The sequence below is a fragment of the Formosa undariae genome (genome assembly GCF_042427615.1).
Classification (GTDB): domain Bacteria; phylum Bacteroidota; class Bacteroidia; order Flavobacteriales; family Flavobacteriaceae; genus Formosa; species Formosa undariae.
Genome location: NZ_JBHMEZ010000003.1, coordinates 945,766 through 966,229, shown reverse-complemented (window position 1 = coordinate 966,229; position 20,464 = coordinate 945,766). Strand labels below are relative to the sequence as shown.

Annotated in this window: 14 protein-coding genes and 2 tRNA genes; 12 read left to right on the top strand and 4 right to left on the bottom strand. The window is 34.1% G+C overall.

What is annotated here, in order from left to right; all coding sequences use genetic code 11:
• Positions 1 to 201: 201 nt before the first annotated feature.
• The 3 genes from ACFFVB_RS07345 (at position 202) to guaB (ending at position 3,859) form a co-directional block, all read left to right on the top strand.
• Positions 202 to 1,569 (top strand): HTTM domain-containing protein, encoded by a 1,368-nt coding sequence (locus ACFFVB_RS07345; RefSeq protein ID WP_382382067.1) that lies wholly within the window; start codon positions 202 to 204, stop codon positions 1,567 to 1,569.
• A 42-nt stretch (positions 1,570 to 1,611) separates the two neighbouring features.
• Positions 1,612 to 2,313, top strand: coding sequence for an Insecticidal toxin complex protein (locus ACFFVB_RS07340; RefSeq protein ID WP_382382066.1), 702 nt, complete (start codon positions 1,612 to 1,614; stop codon positions 2,311 to 2,313).
• A 73-nt stretch (positions 2,314 to 2,386) separates the two neighbouring features.
• The gene (guaB, locus tag ACFFVB_RS07335) at positions 2,387 to 3,859 is read left to right on the top strand and encodes an IMP dehydrogenase (protein WP_382382065.1); all 1,473 of its coding nucleotides are present in this window, start codon (positions 2,387 to 2,389) and stop codon (positions 3,857 to 3,859) included.
• Between the two features lie 379 nt (positions 3,860 to 4,238).
• On the opposite strand, the gene ACFFVB_RS07330 is transcribed toward guaB, so the two are convergent.
• Positions 4,239 to 5,273 carry an AI-2E family transporter gene (locus ACFFVB_RS07330; protein WP_382382064.1) on the bottom strand — a complete coding sequence of 345 codons (1,035 nt, stop codon included), beginning with the start codon at positions 5,271 to 5,273 and terminating at the stop codon, positions 4,239 to 4,241.
• Between the two features lie 91 nt (positions 5,274 to 5,364).
• Entirely contained in the window at positions 5,365 to 5,607 is a 243-nt protein-coding gene (locus ACFFVB_RS07325) for a hypothetical protein (RefSeq protein ID WP_382382063.1), read from the bottom strand.
• A gap of 272 nt (positions 5,608 to 5,879) precedes the next feature.
• Between ACFFVB_RS07325 and ACFFVB_RS07320 the strand changes: the two genes are divergently transcribed.
• The 9 genes from ACFFVB_RS07320 (at position 5,880) to ACFFVB_RS07280 (ending at position 19,833) form a co-directional block, all read left to right on the top strand.
• The gene (locus tag ACFFVB_RS07320; RefSeq protein ID WP_382382062.1) at positions 5,880 to 7,835 is read left to right on the top strand and encodes a peptidylprolyl isomerase; all 1,956 of its coding nucleotides are present in this window, start codon (positions 5,880 to 5,882) and stop codon (positions 7,833 to 7,835) included.
• Positions 7,836 to 8,687 carry a peptidyl-prolyl cis-trans isomerase gene (locus tag ACFFVB_RS07315; RefSeq protein ID WP_382382061.1) on the top strand — a complete coding sequence of 284 codons (852 nt, stop codon included), beginning with the start codon at positions 7,836 to 7,838 and terminating at the stop codon, positions 8,685 to 8,687.
• Positions 8,671 to 10,131: a peptidylprolyl isomerase gene (locus ACFFVB_RS07310; protein ID WP_382382060.1), complete on the top strand. Its 1,461-nt coding sequence runs from the start codon at positions 8,671 to 8,673 to the stop codon at positions 10,129 to 10,131. The genes ACFFVB_RS07315 and ACFFVB_RS07310 overlap by 17 nt, the downstream gene beginning before the upstream one ends.
• 3 nt (positions 10,132 to 10,134) lie before the next feature.
• A complete protein-coding gene (locus ACFFVB_RS07305; protein ID WP_382382059.1) occupies positions 10,135 to 11,088 on the top strand; it encodes an AAA family ATPase in 954 nt (317 codons plus the stop codon).
• Positions 11,089 to 11,551: 463 nt separating this feature from the next.
• The gene (locus tag ACFFVB_RS07300; RefSeq protein WP_382382058.1) at positions 11,552 to 14,329 is read left to right on the top strand and encodes a bifunctional aconitate hydratase 2/2-methylisocitrate dehydratase; all 2,778 of its coding nucleotides are present in this window, start codon (positions 11,552 to 11,554) and stop codon (positions 14,327 to 14,329) included.
• 284 nt (positions 14,330 to 14,613) lie between these two features.
• Positions 14,614 to 16,887: an aconitate hydratase gene (locus ACFFVB_RS07295; protein WP_382382057.1), complete on the top strand. Its 2,274-nt coding sequence runs from the start codon at positions 14,614 to 14,616 to the stop codon at positions 16,885 to 16,887.
• Positions 16,888 to 17,012: 125 nt separating this feature from the next.
• Complete coding sequence (locus ACFFVB_RS07290; RefSeq protein WP_382382056.1) at positions 17,013 to 17,684, top strand: Crp/Fnr family transcriptional regulator; 672 nt, start codon at positions 17,013 to 17,015, stop codon at positions 17,682 to 17,684.
• Positions 17,685 to 17,790: 106 nt separating this feature from the next.
• Positions 17,791 to 19,152, top strand: a complete 1,362-nt coding sequence (locus ACFFVB_RS07285; protein ID WP_382382055.1) for a spondin domain-containing protein — start codon at positions 17,791 to 17,793, stop codon at positions 19,150 to 19,152.
• A 114-nt stretch (positions 19,153 to 19,266) separates the two neighbouring features.
• The gene (locus tag ACFFVB_RS07280; protein WP_382382054.1) at positions 19,267 to 19,833 is read left to right on the top strand and encodes a TlpA family protein disulfide reductase; all 567 of its coding nucleotides are present in this window, start codon (positions 19,267 to 19,269) and stop codon (positions 19,831 to 19,833) included.
• A gap of 203 nt (positions 19,834 to 20,036) precedes the next feature.
• Here ACFFVB_RS07280 and ACFFVB_RS07275 read toward each other — a convergent pair.
• Positions 20,037 to 20,109 (bottom strand) — tRNA-Lys (locus tag ACFFVB_RS07275).
• Between the two features lie 230 nt (positions 20,110 to 20,339).
• Positions 20,340 to 20,424: transfer RNA gene (locus ACFFVB_RS07270), tRNA-Leu, on the bottom strand.
• Between the last annotated feature and the right edge of the window lie 40 nt (positions 20,425 to 20,464).

The following is a 20,464-nucleotide window of genomic DNA, read 5'->3' as shown; positions in this document are numbered from 1 at the left end:
TATTGTAAATGTCTTTTAGTGAGTGCGATAAAGTGTTCTTGCGTTAGTTGTCAATATAAAAATCAGAAATATTTGATGTTTTGCTTACCTATCCTAAAAAATATTTAGAAATTTGAAAGAATGCCTAATATAGATAGCTTATCTATTTATATTATAATTCGATATTAAAAAAATGAACAAAAGCACATCTAATCTATTAAGATGAATTTAAATACATATTTTCTCAAAACAACAAGCCCGGCGCCTTTAGTGGTGTTTAGAGTGTGTTTTGGACTTTTAATGTGTATTAGTTTAATTATCTTTTGGCAAAAAGGCTGGATAGAATCTTTGTATCTAGAACCTAAATTTCATTTTAAATTTTATGGTTTCGAATGGGTAAAACCGTTTGGCTTTTATACGTATGCGTTATTTGCAGTTTGTGCCATATCTTCTGTCTTTGTGGCTTTTGGATTCAAGTACAGAATATCCATAATTATCTTTTTTTTAAGCTATACTTATATTCAGTTTATGGATAAGACAATGTATCAATCGGCGTCTTATTTTATTATGATATTAAGTTTTTTGATGGTTTTTTTGCCTGCAAGTGCAGCATTCTCTGTAGATTCACTTTTTACCCGACGCTCTTATCGTACCATTCCAAAATGGTGCGTGGATAGTGTGAAATTTCTGTTTTTTATCGTCTTTTTTTATTCCGGTTTGGCAAAGCTTAATTCCGATTGGCTATACCATGCCATGCCGTTAGAATTGTGGTTGTCTAACAGTACTAATATTCCATTTATCGGTAAATCGATATTGCAAGCGACATGGTTTCATTATGCCGTTAGTTGGAGTTTTATGATTTTTGAATTGGCTATTCCTTTTCTGTTACTCTATAAGCGTACACGCTTAATCTCTTTTCTATTGTTAGTGGGAAATCAATTATTTTCGCAAGCTTTATTTCCGCTCGGCATGTTTCCTTTAATACTTGTTTTTTGTGCTCCTATATTTTTCTCTTCGAAATGGCATCAAAAAGGGCTATTAACCTTAAGAACATTTTTGTCTCCAATTCGGAACGGTTTACATTTGTCTTCGGCTTTAAAAATGACGAAAGATTTTCAGTACTTGACGCCTTTACCCATATTTATTGTAGGCGTATTTTTTGTATTTCAACTGCTATTTCCTTTACGCTATATGTTATATGAAGGGGAGTTGTTTTGGACGGGAGAAGGATACTTGTTCTCTTGGCGTACTTCGCTTATAGAAAAATCGGGAGTCACTTCCTTTAGAGTGGTGGATTCGGAAACAGGAGCGGAGTGTATTGTCGATAATTCAGAGTTTTTAACATCACGACAAGAGCAACAAATGAGTTTTCAGCCAGATTTAATACTAGAATATGCTCATTATTTGGGAAATCATTATAAAGCTGAGGGATTTAATCAAGTGCATGTGTATGCTGAAAGCTTAGTATCTTTAAATGGTAGAAAACCAGCGCCATTTATAGACTCTAGTGTCGATTTATATCAGCAAAAAGAATCTTTTAAGCACAAAAAATGGATCTTACCCTTTCAAGATAAAATAAGAGGTTTGTAAAGCCAAATTCTTAACTTTATCTTTTCCTGAAAATTTGAAAATATGAAATCATTTTTCTTAGTCTTACTATGTTTAAGTTGTCAGGTTCTTTCTGCTAAAGAATGGAAAAATTTAAAAGCCTATCAAAAGGAAACAAAACGAGATAGCTTGATATTAGGAGATTGGTTAACGAAGGATAGAAAACAGAATTCGGTTACTTGGCAAAAAGCAAATACTTATAATTTATCTCATTTAAATTCTGAAGCATATACAAGTGTTGGGCAACGATTGGGATTTTATCGATGGATTGAGCAAGAACTTAAACAAAAAGGGAATGAAATACATTGGATAGTAATGGCCGGATTCATTTCAGATAAATTAAGCCGAATAAGCGTTTTTCCTTATAAGTATTTCGTGAAAAAATCTACCATTTATTATACCAATATTGGGAGTGAAGTTGTTTTTAAAAATGCATTGCCATATTTAAAAAATGTTTTGGGAGCCGATGAGATTCTTAAAGGTGAAGCAGCAGAAACTTGGGATTTAGAAATGCTTCATCGCGAGCAGTATGAATGGGTAGAATCTGTTTACAGCAATATGGATGAGAAAAGTTTAGAACAGATTTCTGAAATTTCTAAAGGAAACGGGATTTATGGGGTGTTTGTGCCAAATGAACTGGAATTTACAGGCGATTTAAAAAATGCAGAAGACAGATATCTCTATGCTGTAAATGTGCTTTTGCCCTATTGTAAATCTTTAGATTAAAAATAGGCGATTTCAATTCAATTCTTACTATTAAAAAACGTATATTTGCACGCAATTACATCTTAATTGCAACATGACAGCACACGAAAACAAAATTCTAGGAGAAGGACTAACCTACGACGACGTCTTATTAGTTCCAGCATTTTCCGAAATTTTACCAAGAGAGGTAAATATTCAAACAAAATTTACACGAAACATTACAATTAATGTACCTATCATTTCTGCAGCAATGGATACTGTTACAGAAAGCGCGATGGCTATTGCTATGGCTAGAGAAGGTGGTATTGGTGTGTTGCATAAAAACATGTCGATAACGCAGCAAGCTCAAGAAGTACGTAAAGTTAAGCGTGCAGAAAGCGGAATGATTATCGATCCGGTGACTTTGCCTCTAACCGCTAAAGTTATCGATGCTAAAAATAGCATGAAAGAACATGGTATTGGAGGTATTCCAATAGTAGATAAAGACGGTAAATTAAAAGGTATTGTAACCAATAGAGATTTACGTTTCGAACATAAAAACGATCGCCCGATTGTTGAAATTATGACTTCTAAAAACCTTGTAACAGCAGCAGAAGGGACGTCCTTAAAAGATGCTGAGGTTATTTTACAAGAAAAGAAAATTGAAAAATTACCTGTAGTTGATGCTGATTATAAGTTAATCGGATTAATTACATTTAGAGATATTACAAAGCTTACGCAGAAACCACATGCAAACAAAGATACTTATGGTCGTTTACGTGTTGCAGCAGCAATTGGAGTAACAGGCGATGCTGTAGAGCGTGCCGAAGCTTTATACAAAGCAGGTATCGATGCTATTATTATAGATACAGCTCACGGACATACTAAAGGTGTGGTAAATGTGTTAAAAGCTGTAAAAGCAAAATTTCCAGACCTAGATGTTGTTGTTGGAAATATTGCTACTGCCGAAGCTGCTAAATATTTAGTAGAAGCAGGTGCAGATGCGGTAAAAGTAGGAATAGGACCTGGTTCTATTTGTACAACTCGTGTTGTTGCAGGAGTTGGATTCCCTCAGTTCTCTGCAGTATTAGAAGTTGCTGCAGCGATTAAAGGCTCGGGTGTTCCTGTAATTGCAGATGGAGGTATTCGTTATACTGGAGATATTCCTAAAGCTATTGCAGCAGGAGCAGATACAGTAATGTTAGGGTCTTTATTAGCGGGAACTAAAGAATCTCCTGGAGAAACCATTATTTTTGAAGGAAGAAAGTTTAAATCTTACCGCGGAATGGGGTCTGTAGAAGCCATGAAAGAAGGTAGTAAAGACCGTTACTTCCAAGATGTAGAAGACGATATTAAAAAATTAGTACCAGAAGGAATTGTTGGTCGTGTAGATTATAAAGGTGAATTGTATGAAAGTATTCATCAGTTTGTTGGTGGTTTACGCGCTGGTATGGGATACTGTGGTTCTAAAGACATAGAAACATTAAAAGAAACAGGACGTTTTGTGAAAATTACAGCGAGTGGAATTAACGAAAGTCATCCACATGATGTAACCATTACAAAAGAATCTCCAAATTACTCAAGATAGATCATGTAAGAAGTGATTCTTACCTTATATTTTAAACTCCAATTGAAACAGTTTTAGTTTTAATTGGAGTTTTTTTATGCATGATTTATTTGAATTTCTGAAACTCTAGTCGGTAGTAAAATGTCTATAACCAAGATAGAAAGGTGTCGGGTAATTGATTCAAGCCTTTCCGCGTCTAAGCTAGGACTTAAGTTGAATCTGAAGCTGAATATTAATATATGTTCAGTACTATTTCAATCATAATACTATCTTATGGTATAGAGGTGTAATTTATGTTTTAAAGCAATCCTGTGGGGGATCTTTTTGGTAAGCGTATCTAGCGGGATATCATTAAAAATATCATGTTATTTAAAGAGAACGATCTTCTAATATTTTTACACTAGCCTTTAGATAGTATACCGGCAATAAGCTTAGTACTGGGAAACTGTTCTAAAATTATTTTTACAAATACCGTGATTGGGATGGCCATAATTAATCCAGGAATACCCCAAATAAAGCCCCAAAGCATTAACATAACTAAAACGGTTATTATATTTATAGAGAAAGATTTTCCCATAAATACGGGTTCTAATATCGTCCCAAACAAAACTTGAGCTCCGGTAATACACGCAATAAAGAATACCAAAGTACTTGTAACTTCTATTTCTACAAAAGCAAATATGGATAAGAATATTACGGTAATAAAAGACCCTACCATTTGAATAAAATTGATGATGAAAGCAAATAATCCCCAGAAAATTGGAAAACTCACATCGAAAGCATAACAGGCCAAACCTGTGAAAATTCCAGTCATTAGACTTACAAATACTTTAACTTTAATAAACTGTATTAAATCGTTTTCAATTTTTAAGAAGGTTTTAACCGAGGTGTGCTTTTGTTTTAAAATAGTACGATTTAATATGTTATGAACATTAATCGATTCTGCTAGCCATAATACCACGAAAAAAGCAGTCATTAACATCATAGTTATCGTCGAGCGTAAGAAATTTAAGGTCGGACCAAAATTGTTTACAAGCGTTTCTTTGTTTAGCAATTGTTTAGAAATACTAATGTTATCTTTTAGTAAATCGGTACCGAAGAAGGCCTCTAAACTAGATATTAATAGTTTTATTTTTTCTTCTGCTTTTAAGAGAAAAGCATCACTGGTAGATAAAATTTCTCTACTCGATAACTGGACTAGATATCCGAGTAATTTAAAAAAAACGAGAATTATAAGCACAATAACAATTATACTCACAGCCCTTGGTAAATTTCGCTTTGTTAACCACCTCATTATCGGCAAAAAAAGAAGCGCGATAAACATGGAGAAAACAAGGGGTACAAAAATGAATGATAATATATTTAGTAAATAAAATACTAAAGGAATTACTATAATAAGTAGTAGGAAATTTGTTGTTCGTCTATCGTTTAACATAGTATAAGGGCACTTAAAATATCGATTAGCAAATGTAATTATAAACCGTAATGTTTATGTATGAAAATGTCATAAATTTAAACCCGATTTTTTATGATTCCGATACGTAAACTTGGCCACGATGTGGTTTTAAAGCATCGCGTACAGGTTTCATTTCTAATTCGTTTAAAACTAAATAGGCAATGGCATGCATATCGGTAATTGTAGAAAAACCTGTAATGGAAATATTTAAGTTTTCACTTTTAATATATTCCTTTAAATGAACCTCGTGATGTTCGGCTGTTTTTAAGGCGTGAGGTCCACGAAAATCCCAAATAAGTTTTAATTGTCGCATGTGTTAAAATTTTACCAAAAGTACACATTCCATTTTCAGATTCAAGTGACACGGACTATAATTGTAAACTGTTTTATTTTTTAATTTTCAGATCGTATAGATATAAGGTGTAAAGATATTTAGTAAAGCAATAATGTGTAGAAAAATCTGTTTTACATTCTTTAAAATGTTGCTGACTTTTAGAAATACTAAAGTTATCTTAACTACGTTTGTTAAAGCAACTTGTATTATGGCTTTATATTAGTACTTTTGCTCACATTAAATTTTAAATAATGAAATTGAAATCCGTTTTGATGTTGCTATTCCTTACTATCTCAGTTGTAAGTACAGCACAAATAGCTTCAGATGATGTACTTTTTTCAGTGGACGAAACTCCAGTGTATGCATCAGAATTTTTAAGAGTTTATAATAAAAACTTAGACTTGGTTAAAGACGAATCTCAGAAAGATGTAGATGCTTATCTGCAATTATTTATTAATTATAAGCTGAAATTAGCAGAAGCAAAGTCATTAAAGTTAAATGAAAAACCGGCTTACAAAAAAGAATTATTATCTTATAGAAATCAACTTGCTCAAAATTACTTAATCGATAATGCGGTGACCGAAGAATTGGTGGAAGAAGCATATACACGATTAAATATAGATATAAAAGCAAGACATATCCTTGTAAAACTTGATCCCAATGCGTCTCCTAAAGATACATTAGCAGCTTATATGGGAATTGTAAAATTAAGAAATCGTTTAATCGCAGAGGGGTTCGATACCGTTAAGAAAGATGTCCACGATGGGAAAGAGATTTTTGCCGAAGATTTAGGATATTTCTCAGCGTTTAAAATGGTTTATAGTTTCGAGAATGCAGCTTATAAAACAGAAGTAGGAGATGTTTCTCAACCGTTTAGATCACGTTTTGGATATCATGTTGTACAAGTTTTAGATAAACGTCCGTCACGTGGTACTGTAAAGGTTGCTCATATTATGATAGCTAATAATGCTAAAGGGGATACTATTTCTGACCCTGAGGTTCGAATTAACGAAATTTATAAAAAATTAATCCAAGGGGAAAGCTTCGAAAGTTTAGCGAAACAGTTTTCCGATGACAATAATTCTGCTGGTAAAGGTGGGGAGTTAGCGCCATTTTCTATGGGGCAATTGTCGTCTAGCGAATTTGAAACAGCATCCTTTAACCTGGTTATAGTAGATCAATATTCAGAACCATTTAAAACAGATTTTGGATGGCATATAGTTAAGTTGTTAGAACGAAAACCAGTGCCGGATTTTGGAGATATTAAAGAAGAGTTAGAAGATAAGGTTAAACAGGATACCAGATCGGAGCGCATTGACGAAAGTCGTATTCAAAAATTAAAAAAAGCATATAAAATAGCCGAAGAGCAGCCTGCAATACCTTATTTTGTTAAGATTTTAAATAAAACCTATTATACCAATACTTGGGAATTGCCTTCAAAATTTAAGGGAGATACCGAATTATTCACCTTAGGAGAAAAGGTATATACCTATAATGATTTTGGTGCATATATGATAAAGCGTCAAACATTGTTTTCAGATAAAATACCATTCGATAAAATAGTAGATTTAAATTATAATACATTTTTAGAGACTGAATTAAAGAGCTATCAAGAAGCTAATTTAGAAAATGAAAATTCAGAATTTGCCGATATTGTTGGCGAGTATAGAGATGGTTTATTATTGTTTGAGTTAATGGAAACCGAAATCTGGAATGCCGGAAACACAGATACTATTGCTGTTCAAAAGTACTACCAAGCGCATAGGGATAACTATAGTTGGAACAAGCGTGTCGACGCAGTTGTAGCGTCTTCTGTAGATAGAAAGGTTATTAGAAAAACAGCTAGACTATTGAAAAAGAATGTACCTTTAGATGATATAAAGGCGAGATTTAATGTAAACGATGAAATCCATGTTATTTTTACGTCAGGAATCTTAGAAGAAAATCACCAAAGTCTTCCAAAGAATTTTGAATTTAAAAAAGGAGTTTCTAGTATTTACGAATTTAACGATGGTTATATTGTTGCAAAAGTTAACCAAGTGTTTCCTAAAACTTTAAAATCTTTCGAAGAAGCCAAAGGAAGCGTTATAAACGATTTTCAAACTGAAAAAGAAGATCTTTGGATGCAAGATTTACACGCAAAATACACGGTTACAATTAGCGAAAGTGTATTAACCCAAGTAAGAAACGAAATTAACAATCAATAATTGAAGATAAAAATTATAATAGTATTCGTATTGCTAAGTTTGACTTCCTGTCAGCTTTTTAAAACTGAAGATACGCGTACTCCAGTGGCCCGTGTTAACGAATCTTATTTGTATCACGAAGATATAGAAGGATTGGTTTTTGAAGGGGCTTCAGAGGAGGATAGTACCGTTTTTATTCAAAATTTTATAACACGTTGGGCAACTCAAGAATTGTTGGTAGATGGTGCTAAGCGAAACTTAAACGAAACAAAACTAGATAACTTTAAACGTTTAGTAAATCAGTATCAAAAAGACCTGTATTCTAAAGCGTATTTAGAGGCTCTAGTACAACGTAGTATTGATACTTCTGTTTCAATTAGCGAAGCCGAAAGCTATTATAAAGCGAATATTGAAGCGTTTAAATTAAACGAAGATTTAGTCAAATTTCGATATATTAATTTGAACGAAAACAGGTTAGATTTTAAGGAAATTCAATCCAAATTTAAGCGATTCAATTCCAAGGATAAAAAGGAGTTAGATTCGATATCAATTCAGTTTAAATCGTACGCTTTAAATGACACCATTTGGATAAAAGTAAGGCAGGTTTTAAGTAAGATTCCAGTGGTTTCTGCCGAAAACAGAGAACAACTGTTAAAAAAATCTAATTTTATACAACTCAAAGATTCATTAGGAGTATATTTGATGCATGTTAATGACGTTTTATTGAGAGGTAGCACAGCACCATTGGAGTATGTAAAGCCTACTATCGATCAAATCGTGATTAACAAAAGAAAATTAGAACTCATTAGAGATTTAGAAAAAGATATTACAAAAGATGCAATTAAGAACAAACAATTTGAAATTTATAATTAACCTTAAACAAGCTTTCTTTTTAAGCTTTATCCTTTGTGTAAATGGAATGTTTGCACAAGAAATTATTCCAGACGAAGTTGCCGAAATTGAAGTAGTTGAAACTGAAGTAGTCGAGGAGCCAATAAAAGTTATGGATTCTGTAGTATCTCCTGGAGCGCGGAAAATTGACGGTGTTGCTGCTGTAATTGGAGATTATATTGTTCTTGAATCTGATGTCGATAATACCGTTTTACAATTAAAAGCGCAAGGTGTAAATACAGACGATTTTACCGAATGCGAATTGTTTGGAAAACTTCTTGAAGATAAATTATATTCTCACCAAGCCGTTCAGGATAGTATTATCGTGAATGATATGGAAATTTACTCGTTTGTTGATCAACAAATTCAGCAATTTTTACAACAAACAAATGGCTCTATGGATGCCTTATTAAACTTATATAATAAGGAAGATGAAAAGAGTTTTAGAGACGAAATGTTCGAAATAAACAAGAATCAGAAACTTGCTCAAGAAATGCAAGCAAAGATTGTTGAAGATATAGAAATTACACCAGAAGAAGTTCGTGATTTTTTTAATGGTATTTCAGAAGACGAACGTCCTACATTTGGTACAGAATTACGCGTTGCTCAAATTGTTGTAGAGCCAGAAGTTACCGAAGCAGAAAAGCAAAAAGTAATAGATCGTTTAAAAGAAATGAAAGCCGATGTGATCGAGAATGGCGCTAGTTTTAGATCTAAAGTAGTGTTGTATACAGACGATAAATCCTCTGTCGCAAATGGTGGTTTATATACTTTAAACCGTAAGCAACCTAAAATGGTAAAAGAGTTTAGACAAGTTGCTTTTTCATTAAAAGAAGGTGAAATTTCAGACCCTTTCCCTACAGAATATGGTTATCATATTATTTATTTAGAAAAAATTAGAGGACAAGAATACGATGTGCGTCACGTATTATTAATGCCACAGGTTACTGATAGCCAAATAAAAGAGGCTAAGGAGAAAATAGATAAAGTTAGAGAAGAACTTATCAACGAGGAAATTACATTTGCAGAAGCTGCTAAAAAATACAGTGACGAAAAAGAAACGAAGTATGACGGAGGACAATTAATTAATCCAGAAACACAAGATTATAATTTTGAGTTAACAGGTATGCCAACAGAATTATATACACAAATTCAAAATTTAAAGGATGACGAAATCAGTTTAGTCTTAAAAGATCAAGATCGTACAGGTAAGATTTCTTTTAAATTACTTATGGTTTCAGGTCGTGTAGATGAGCACGTTGCAAACTATGCTCAGGATTACCTTAAAATTAAAGGAATAGCTTTAGATGAAAAACGTTTAAGAGCGATTGAAAAATGGCAAAAAGAAACGATTTCTGAAACCTATATTAAAATAAGTGGCGCGTATAGAGATTGCGAATTTGCGAGTAACTGGTTAAAAAAATAAGAAATGTCGGACGTTGCTTCTGTAGAACAGTTTGTAAAGAAGTTTAGTGCTTTAAAAACCGAAATATCTAAGATTATAATTGGTCAAGATCAGGTTGTCGAGCAAATATTAATTTCTATTTTCTCGGGTGGTCATGCCTTATTAATTGGTGTTCCTGGATTGGCTAAAACCTTAATGGTTAATACTATTTCTCAAGCATTAGGTTTAGATTTTAAACGCATACAGTTTACGCCAGATTTAATGCCTAGTGATATTTTAGGAAGTGAAATTTTAGACGAAAGCAGAAACTTTAAATTTATTAAAGGTCCAATATTTTCGAATATTATTTTAGCAGACGAAATAAACAGAACACCTCCAAAAACACAAGCTGCATTGTTAGAGGCTATGCAAGAGCGTTCGGTGACTGTTTCTGGACAACATTATAAATTGAGTCTTCCATATTTTGTTTTAGCTACACAAAACCCAATAGAACAGGAGGGAACGTATCCCTTGCCAGAAGCACAATTAGACCGTTTTATGTTTGCTATTTATTTAGACTACCCGACTTTTCAAGAAGAGGTAGATGTGGTAAAAGCAACCACTTCAGATAGATCTATTACAGTAAACCCATTATTTAACGCCAACGAAATTGTCGATTTTCAAAAACTAATCAGACGTGTGCCTGTAGCAGATAATGTTATAGAGTATGCTGTGACTATGGTTGGTAAAACTCGGCCTAACTCAAAGGCAGCTCCTGATTTAGTTAAAAGCTATCTCGATTGGGGGGCAGGACCAAGAGCATCACAAAACCTAATATTAGCCGCAAAAACACATGCTATTGTTCGTGGGAAATTCTCGCCAGATATAGAAGATGTTCAAGCTGTAGCTTTCGGTATTCTTAGACACCGTATAATTAGAAACTACAAGGCAGAAGCTGAAGGTATTTCAGAAGAAAATATAATTAAGAGTCTGTTCTAAACACCTACTATATTTAGAATATTCTTTTAGATAACTTAGTTTATATGTATTCTTATTTAGAGTCGTTATAAAATAAGATATTCGTAATTAAATATTGTTTTCTTTGCAAACCTTTAACGAAAAATCAAATTTTGTAATTATTATTGAATATAAAAGTGATTATGTTAAAATTTGATGATACTATAACAAATTAATATCATACTTTATTGTATTACAGGCTTTCTTTTTAAAACTTTGCATTAAATTTTTTATGTTTGCAAAGTTTTAAAAAGAAGCGGACTAACGTCTGATATATATTGATTTTAGGCGTGGTAAAAGCGCTTTTAGAATGAAATTATTATATCGATTGCGCTGCGCCTGTTTTTAAGTCGTTTTAATAACAGCACTTAGAACACCTTTTTCAACAAATAACCATAGAATAAACGTACACTAATCTAAATTATTGACAAAAAAAATATTGTTTATGACTACTTATAAAGATTACATTAAGGAGATCGAAGATCGTAAAGGTCAGGGGCTTCATCCAAAGCCAATTGATGGTGCTGAATTATTAAGCGAAATCATTACACAAATTAAAGATTTAGATAACGAATATAGAGAAGACTCTCTAAACTTTTTTATCTATAATGTGTTACCTGGAACTACCGCTGCTGCTAGTGTAAAAGCTAAGTTTTTAAAAGAAATTATCCTTGGTGATTCTGTAGTTAAAGAAATTACTGTTGCTTCTGCTTTCGAACAATTATCTCACATGAAAGGAGGACCTTCAGTAGAGGTATTATTGGATTTAGCTTTAGGTTCTGATGTTGCTTTGGCAAATCAAGCTGCTGAGGTTTTAAAAACACAAGTATTCCTTTACGAAGCAGACACTGCACGTTTAGAAAAAGCTTTCAAGGCGGAGAATGCTATTGCAAAAGAATTAATAGAAAGCTACGCTAAGGCAGAGTTTTTTACTAAGCTTCCAGAAATAGATGAAAAAATAGATGTAGTTACATTTATCGCAGGAGTTGGTGATATCTCTACAGATTTACTATCTCCAGGTGGTGATGCACACTCACGTTCAGATAGAGAATTACACGGTCAGTGTTTATTCGAACATAATATTGCACAACAAAACGAATTAAAAGCAGTACAAGCACAACATCCTGATAAAAGAGTGATGTTAATTGCAGAAAAAGGAACAATGGGTGTCGGTTCTTCTAGAATGTCAGGTGTAAATAATGTGGCGTTATGGACTGGGATTAAATCTAGCCCTTACGTACCATTTATTAATATTGCGCCGGTAATTGCTGGAACAAACGGAATTTCACCAATTTTCTTAACTACAGTTGGTGTAACTGGAGGTATTGGTTTAGACCTTAAAAATTGGGTACAACAAAAAGATGCTGAAGGAAACACAATTCGTGATGCAGAAGGAGATCCTGTTTTAAAAGAAGAGTATTCTGTTGCAACTGGAACAGTCCTTACAATTAATACAAAAGAGAAAAAATTATATAACGGAGATACAGAGTTAAAAGATATTTCTGCAGCATTTACACCACAAAAAATGGAGTTTATGAAAGCAGGTGGTTCTTATGCTGTTGTTTTCGGTAAAAAATTACAAACGTTTGCTTCTAAAGTATTAGGTGTAGATGTTGTACCTGTTTACGCACCATCAAAAGAAATTTCTATCGAAGGGCAAGGGCTTACAGCTGTTGAAAAAATATTCAACAAAAACGCAGTAGGATCTACTCCTGGTAAAGTATTACATGCAGGTTCAGATGTGCGTGTAGAAGTTAACATTGTAGGATCTCAAGATACTACAGGTTTAATGACGTCTCAAGAATTAGAGATGATGGCTGCAACAGTGATTTCTCCAATTGTAGATGGAGCATACCAATCAGGGTGTCATACAGCATCTGTTTGGGATAATAAATCTAAAGCTAACATTCCTAGATTAATGAGCTTTATGAACGACTTTGGTTTAATTACAGGTCGTGATCCTAAAGGGAAATATTTCCCAATGACGGATGTTATTCATAAAGTACTTAACGATATTACAGTAGGAGATTGGGACATCATTATTGGTGGAGATTCTCACACACGTATGTCTAAAGGTGTGGCTTTCGGAGCAGATTCAGGTACCGTTGCATTAGCATTGGCTACAGGTGAGGCTTCAATGCCAATTCCACAGTCTGTAAAAGTAACCTTTAAAGGTGAAATGAAATCGTATATGGATTTCCGTGATGTGGTTCATGCAACACAACAACAAATGTTAAAGCAATTTGGTGGAGAAAACGTATTCCAAGGTAGAATCATCGAGGTTCATATTGGGACATTAACTGCCGATCAAGCCTTTACATTTACAGATTGGACTGCAGAGATGAAAGCTAAGGCGTCTATCTGTATTTCTGAAGATGATACATTAATTGAATCTTTAGAAATAGCAAAAGGTCGTATCCAAATCATGATTGATAAGGGAATGGACAACACGAAACAAGTACTTAAAGGTCTTGTTGATAAAGCTGAAACTAGAATTACAGAGCTTAAAACAGGAATTAAACCAGCGTTAAGACCAGATGCTAATGCGAAGTATGAAGCAGAAGTTGTTATAGATTTAGATCTAATCGTTGAACCAATGATTGCAGATCCAGATGTAAATAATGATGATGTTTCTAAACGTTATACGCATGATGTAATTAGACCATTATCTTTCTACGGCGGAACTAAAAAAGTAGATTTAGGCTTCGTAGGATCTTGTATGGTACATAAAGGTGATATGAAAATATTAGCTCAAATGTTAAAAAACATTGAGAGACAACAAGGAAAAGTAGAGTTTAAAGCACCTCTTGTAGTTGCGCCTCCAACTTACAATATTGTTGATGAGTTAAAAGCAGAAGGAGACTGGGAAGTATTACAAAAATATTCAGGTTTCGAATTTGACGATAACGATCCAAAAGCAGTTGCACGTACAGGATACGAAAACATGTTATATTTAGAGCGTCCAGGGTGTAACCTTTGTATGGGTAACCAAGAAAAGGCAGAACCAGGAGATACGGTAATGGCAACATCTACACGTTTATTCCAAGGTCGTGTTGTTAAGGATTCTGGAGAGAAAAAAGGAGAATCTTTATTATCTTCAACTCCAGTTGTAGTATTATCTACGATATTAGGTAGAACACCTAGTTTAGAAGAATATCAACAAGCTGTAGAAGGTATTAACTTAACGAAGTTTAAGCCTTCAAGTAAGTTATTGTCTGTATAATTTATAGCATAAAGCTAACATATATAAAAAGCCTGAATCTTAGATTCAGGCTTTTTTTTGTGCGCAACTCAAAGGGGATTTTCAATTTAAAAAACACTGTCCTGATAGTGATTCAATTGTTGAATGATATTAGTTTTTCATTCAACAAGACAAAACAGACCGGTTTTTAGCTCTAATGGATTAAATGTTTCCTATAATCATTCTATATAAAGGAAACTTTTTTATAGTCATTTTACATTTTGTATCTTAGAAATTAATATAGTCTAATAAAACAATAAAAAAATATGGCATTCGATATTGATATGATTAAGAGCGTTTACAGTCAGATTTCTGAACGTGTAGATAAAGCAAGAGAGATAGTAGGAACACCATTAACACTTTCTGAAAAGATTTTGTATTCTCACCTATGGGACGGGGTTTCTAATAAAGCATTTGTTAGGGGGAAAGATTACGTAGATTTCGCACCAGATCGTATCGCTTGTCAAGATGCAACTGCACAAATGGCGCTATTGCAATTTATGCAAGCAGGAAAAGATAATGTAGCAGTGCCAACAACGGTACATTGCGATCACTTAATTCAAGCTAAAGAAGGCGCTTCAACAGATTTAAAACATGCTAACGATGTAAGTAGCGAGGTATTTAAATTTTTAGAATCTGTGTCTAATAAATATGGTATCGGATTCTGGAAACCAGGAGCAGGTATTATTCATCAAGTTGTTTTAGAAAATTATGCATTCCCAGGTGGAATGATGATTGGTACCGATTCTCACACCGTAAATGCGGGTGGATTAGGAATGGTAGCCATCGGAGTAGGTGGTGCCGATGCTGTAGATGTTATGGCAGGTATGGCATGGGAATTAAAATTTCCTAAATTAATTGGTGTTAAGTTAACCGGAAAACTTTCTGGTTGGACAGCGCCTAAAGATGTGATTTTAAAAGTAGCAGAAATTCTTACTGTAAAAGGAGGAACAGGTGCTATTGTTGAATATTTTGGTGAAGGAGCAACGTCTATGTCATGTACTGGGAAAGGTACAATTTGTAATATGGGTGCCGAAATAGGTGCCACAACATCAACCTTTGGTTACGACGAATCTATGGAACGTTATTTACGTGCAACAGAGCGTGAGGATGTTGCAGATGCGGCTAATGATGTTAAAGAATATCTAACTGCCGACCCTGAAGTTTACGCAAATCCTGAGCAATATTTCGATGAAGTTATAGAAATTAACTTATCAGAATTAGGCCCATTATTAAACGGACCATTTACACCAGATTTATCTACTACTGTAGGTACCGAAATGACTAAAAAAGCAAAAGCTAACGATTGGCCTTTAAAAGTAGAATGGGGACTAATCGGATCGTGTACAAATTCCTCTTACGAAGATTTATCTCGTGCATCGTCTATTGCGCAACAAGCGTTAGATAAAAACCTAAAAACAAAAGCAGAATTTGGAATTAATCCAGGTTCAGAAAAAGTGAGATATACTACAGAGCGTGATGGTATTCTTGAAATTTTCGAGAAATTAGGCGCAAAAATATTCACGAATGCTTGTGGGCCATGTATCGGTCAGTGGGCAAGATATAGTGACCCTAAAAACGCACCTAAAAATAGTATTATCCATTCGTTTAATAGAAACTTTGCAAAACGTGCAGACGGTAATCCAAATACACATGCGTTTGTAGCATCTCCAGAAATGGTTGCTGCGATTGCCATTGCAGGGCGATTAGATTTTAATCCGTTAACAGATAAATTAATTAGCGAAGACGGAGAAGAAGTAATGTTCGACGAGCCAACAGGATGGGAATTACCACCGAAAGGTTTCGAAGTTTTGGATAATGGATATTTAGCACCAGATGAAGATGGTAGCGGTGTGGTTGTATCTGTATCTCCAGACTCAGAACGTTTACAATTATTAGAACCTTTTACACCAATAGGAGATGCAATAACCGATGCTAAATTATTAATAAAAGCCTTTGGAAAATGTACAACAGATCATATCTCTATGGCGGGACCTTGGTTGCGTTACCGCGGACATTTAGATAATATTTCTAACAACTGTTTAATTGGTGCTGTTAACGCATACAATAAGAAAACAAACTTTGTTAAAAATCAATTATCAGGGGATTACGAAGGTGTTCCAGATACGGCTCGTGCCTATAAGGCGGCAGGTATTAAATCTATTGTAGTAGGAGATCATAACTATGGTGAAGGATCGTCTCGTGAACATGCTGCTATGGAACCTCGCCACTTAGGTGTCGCTGCGGTTTTAGTTAAGTCTTTTGCTCGTATTCACGAAACAAATCTTAAAAAACAGGGGATGTTAGGACTGACATTTGCTAATGAAGCAGATTATGATTTAATTCAAGAAGACGATGTAATCAATTTCTTAGATTTAAACGAATTTGCTCCAGATAAGCAATTAGCTATCGAGTTTGTTCATAAAGACGGAACGAAAGATGTTATTAAAACAGATCATACTTATAATGCGGCACAGATTGCATGGTACAAGGAAGGATCGGCTTTAAATTTAATTAAAAAAGAAAATGCTTCTGCTTAATTAAGTTAAGTTTAAATGTATAAAAACTCCTAAGGTAACTTAGGAGTTTTTTTGTTTTGGTGTTTGTAAGTAAGGATATTTAGGCGATAACGACTAGTTCTTATATCCATTTTATTCCCGACACTATGAGCTCACTTTGGTTTTTTGAAGACGTAAATTTATTTAGAATGTTATGTCCGCATAAGTTTAAAGCGTATAAGAAAGAACATATATTCTCTGGGTATAAAAAGAAAGATTACATCTATTTTGAAGACGATTCTTCTAATAAAATATTTTTAATCGAAAAAGGGAAAGTCAAAATCGGGTACTATAATGAGGATGGGGTAGAAGTGGTAAAAGCCATTCTATCTAGGGGAGAGCTTTTTGGTGAAAAGGCTATTTTAGGTGAAACAAAACGGGACGAATTTGCACAATCTTTAGATAATTCAACATCTATTTGCCCCATTGGCGTAGATACCATGTATGATTTAATGCGGAATAATCAATCCTTCAGTTTCAAAGTGTATAAGTTTATTGGTTTAAAATTTAAAAAACTAGAAAGACGTTTACAGCTTTTATTATTTAAAGATTCGAAAACACGGTTAAAAGAGTTTTTGTCCGAATTATGTGAAGATTCAGGAGCCAAGTGCCCATTTACAGGAGATACCATTATTAATCATTACTACACTCAAAGTGAAATTGCTTCATTAATTGGGACTTCTCGGCCCACTTTAAATATTATTTTAAATGAATTAAAAGAAGAGAATTATTTAGATTTCTATCGGAAAGAGATTCGGATTCTAAATAATGTCGCATAAATTTTTAATTTTTTTTCGTTTGTGTTAGATAGCTAACAAAACAAGTTCTGCTTATCCTATAAATTTGCTTCATAAATTATTAATAACAGTTATTAAAATATAAATTATGAAGCGATTAGTATTAGGAGTAGCCTTTTTAGGTTTAGTAGGAATGTCATGTTCGAGTGATGACGACAATTCAAATGAAAACATTACACCGGATAGTACATTTACAGTAACTATCGAAAATATTGTGCCAGTTCAGGCGTTTTTAAAATCCGGAGTTTTCAATACTCCAACAGGAGATTCTAGCCCAGGACCTGCAACACCAGGAAAAAAATATGAGTTTCTAGTAGATGCTGGTAGAAGTCAAAAATTATCTTTTGTAACCATGCTAGCAGCAACTAACGATGCTTTTTTTGGACCAGGAAATGACGGTATTGCATTGTACGAGGATAATGGAAATCCTATTTCAGGAGATGTTACAGACCAAGTGTTTCTTTGGGATGCTGGAACAGAAGTAAATGAAGAGCCTGCTGTAGGACCAAACACAGTTACAAATCAGTCAGGTCCAAATACGGGAGTTGATGAAAATGGAAACGTACTATTAATGAGTAATGTTACAAACGGAGAGGCTTTCGATTTTCCAGAAGTTAACGAAATTATTAATGTATCTGTTACTTACATGACGGGAACGCAGTTTTTAATTACTATTGAAGACTTAGCAGATGCAACATTATCTACTAGTTTAGGAGATAGAGTTGCACCGCTTTCTCCAGGTGTTTATGTGGTTCACGGCGGAACGAATCCTTTATTTACTGAAGGAGAATCAGATTTCGGACAAGGGATTGAAAATATTTCTGAAGATGGTGATGTAACAAACTTACTAGCGTATACAGCCGAAAACACAGGCGTGACTTATCCGGCTTCTCCAGGAGTTTGGGCAGTACATGATAACGGTACTAATCCTTTGTTTACGGAAGGCGCTGTAGATTATGGTAATGGTGTTGAAGGTATTGCTGAAGATGGAAATACAGCTGCATTAGGTGCTAGTGTTTTAAGTTTAGAAGGTGTTTCGCAAGGTGCAATTTTTAATACACCGGTAGGAAGTAGTAGTCCAGGTCCGATTTTACCAGGAAGCTCTTATTCGTTTACTTTCGATGCTCAAGTAGGCGATCACTTATCTTTTGTAAATATGTTAGCAGCAACTAACGATGTGTTTTTTGGTACATCCGATGCAGGTATTGCGCTTTTTAATTCAAATGGAGTTGCTGTTAGTGGAGATATAACTAGTAACATCTATTTATGGGATGCTGGAACAGAGGTAAACGAAGAGCCTGCGATTGGACCAAATACAGTAACAAATCAATTAGATGGTGATACTGGAATAGATGAAACTAACGATGTTATGCTTTTAAGTAATGTGAACGATGGTTACGCGTACCCTGCGGTAAATTCAGTTCTTAAAGTTACAATCACAGCTAACTAGTACATATAATAGTAACCTAAATTCTTAACATATCTAGAATTTTGTTATTAAATTTGAAACGCATCATCTCTATCAGATGATGCGTTTCTTTTTTTAATCAATTTATCAGATAGCATGTCAAAATCAAAAAATAATAAAATTTCGAATGTCCTTTTTGCTGTATTTATCTTGTTGTTATTAATTCCTCAGACCAGACAGCCTATACAAGTCTTCCTTCAAAAAGGATTAGCGTTGTTTAGCCCTGCTGTAGAAGATAAATCGGATCAAGAACGGTTAGATACTTATCAATGGAACTTAACCGATTTAAATGGCGTATCGTACGATTTTAAGTCAGCCGAAGGGAAAGTTGTACTCATTAACTTTTGGGCCACGTGGTGTCCGCCATGTATTGCAGAAATGCCAAGTTTAGTGAAATTGCACGACGATTATAAAGGCAAGATTCAATTTTTGTTTGTCTCGAATGAAGACAAAGCTGTTATAGCGGCCTTTTTAAAAAAGCGAGGGTTTAACCTTCCTGTTCATCAGCCCGTTTCAGCAGTACCAGAAGCGTTAAATACATCTTCAATACCTAGAACTTTATTAATAGGTAAAGATGGAAGTATAGTGATCGATAAAACCGGAGCGTCTAATTGGAATAGTGATACGGTAAGAGAAACTATCGATAAGTTGTTGTTGGAGTAGGTTTCTTAAAAACAACATATGTTTTCTAGGGTGTTCGAGCGGAGTCGAGAATAGAAAGATGTAGAATCCTTTCTTTTTACATTAACTACAAATTTACATAATTCTGAAATCTCACAACTTTAGGACTTGACTCAATAAAATAGAAGTTATTTAATTATAGCGCATAAAAAAAGGTTAAACGTAATGTTTAACCTTTTTTGTTGTGACCGGGCTGGGGCTCGAACCCAGGACCCTCTCCTTAAAAGGGAGATGCTCTACCAACTGAGCTACCAGGTCATTGTTTTTGTTTGCGTATTGCGGGTGCAAAGATACTATCTTTTATTAAAACACCAACTTATTTTAAATAAAATACTAAAATTAATGTCAATTTTAATCTTATAACAATGAAAAATGGTGCTAATTTTAGGTCAAATCTTCTGAAAATGAATAAGTTATAAGGTGTATTTTTTTTGTGAAAAAAAATAAAATAATTTTGAAAATAAAATAAAGATCGTAGAATTTAAAAGTGCGCACGAGAAGATTCGAACTTCCACGTCCTTAACGGACACTGGCCCCTCAAGCCAACGCGTCTACCAATTCCGCCACGTGCGCATTATAAGATGAGGTCTAAAAATGAAAAAAGGTTAAACGA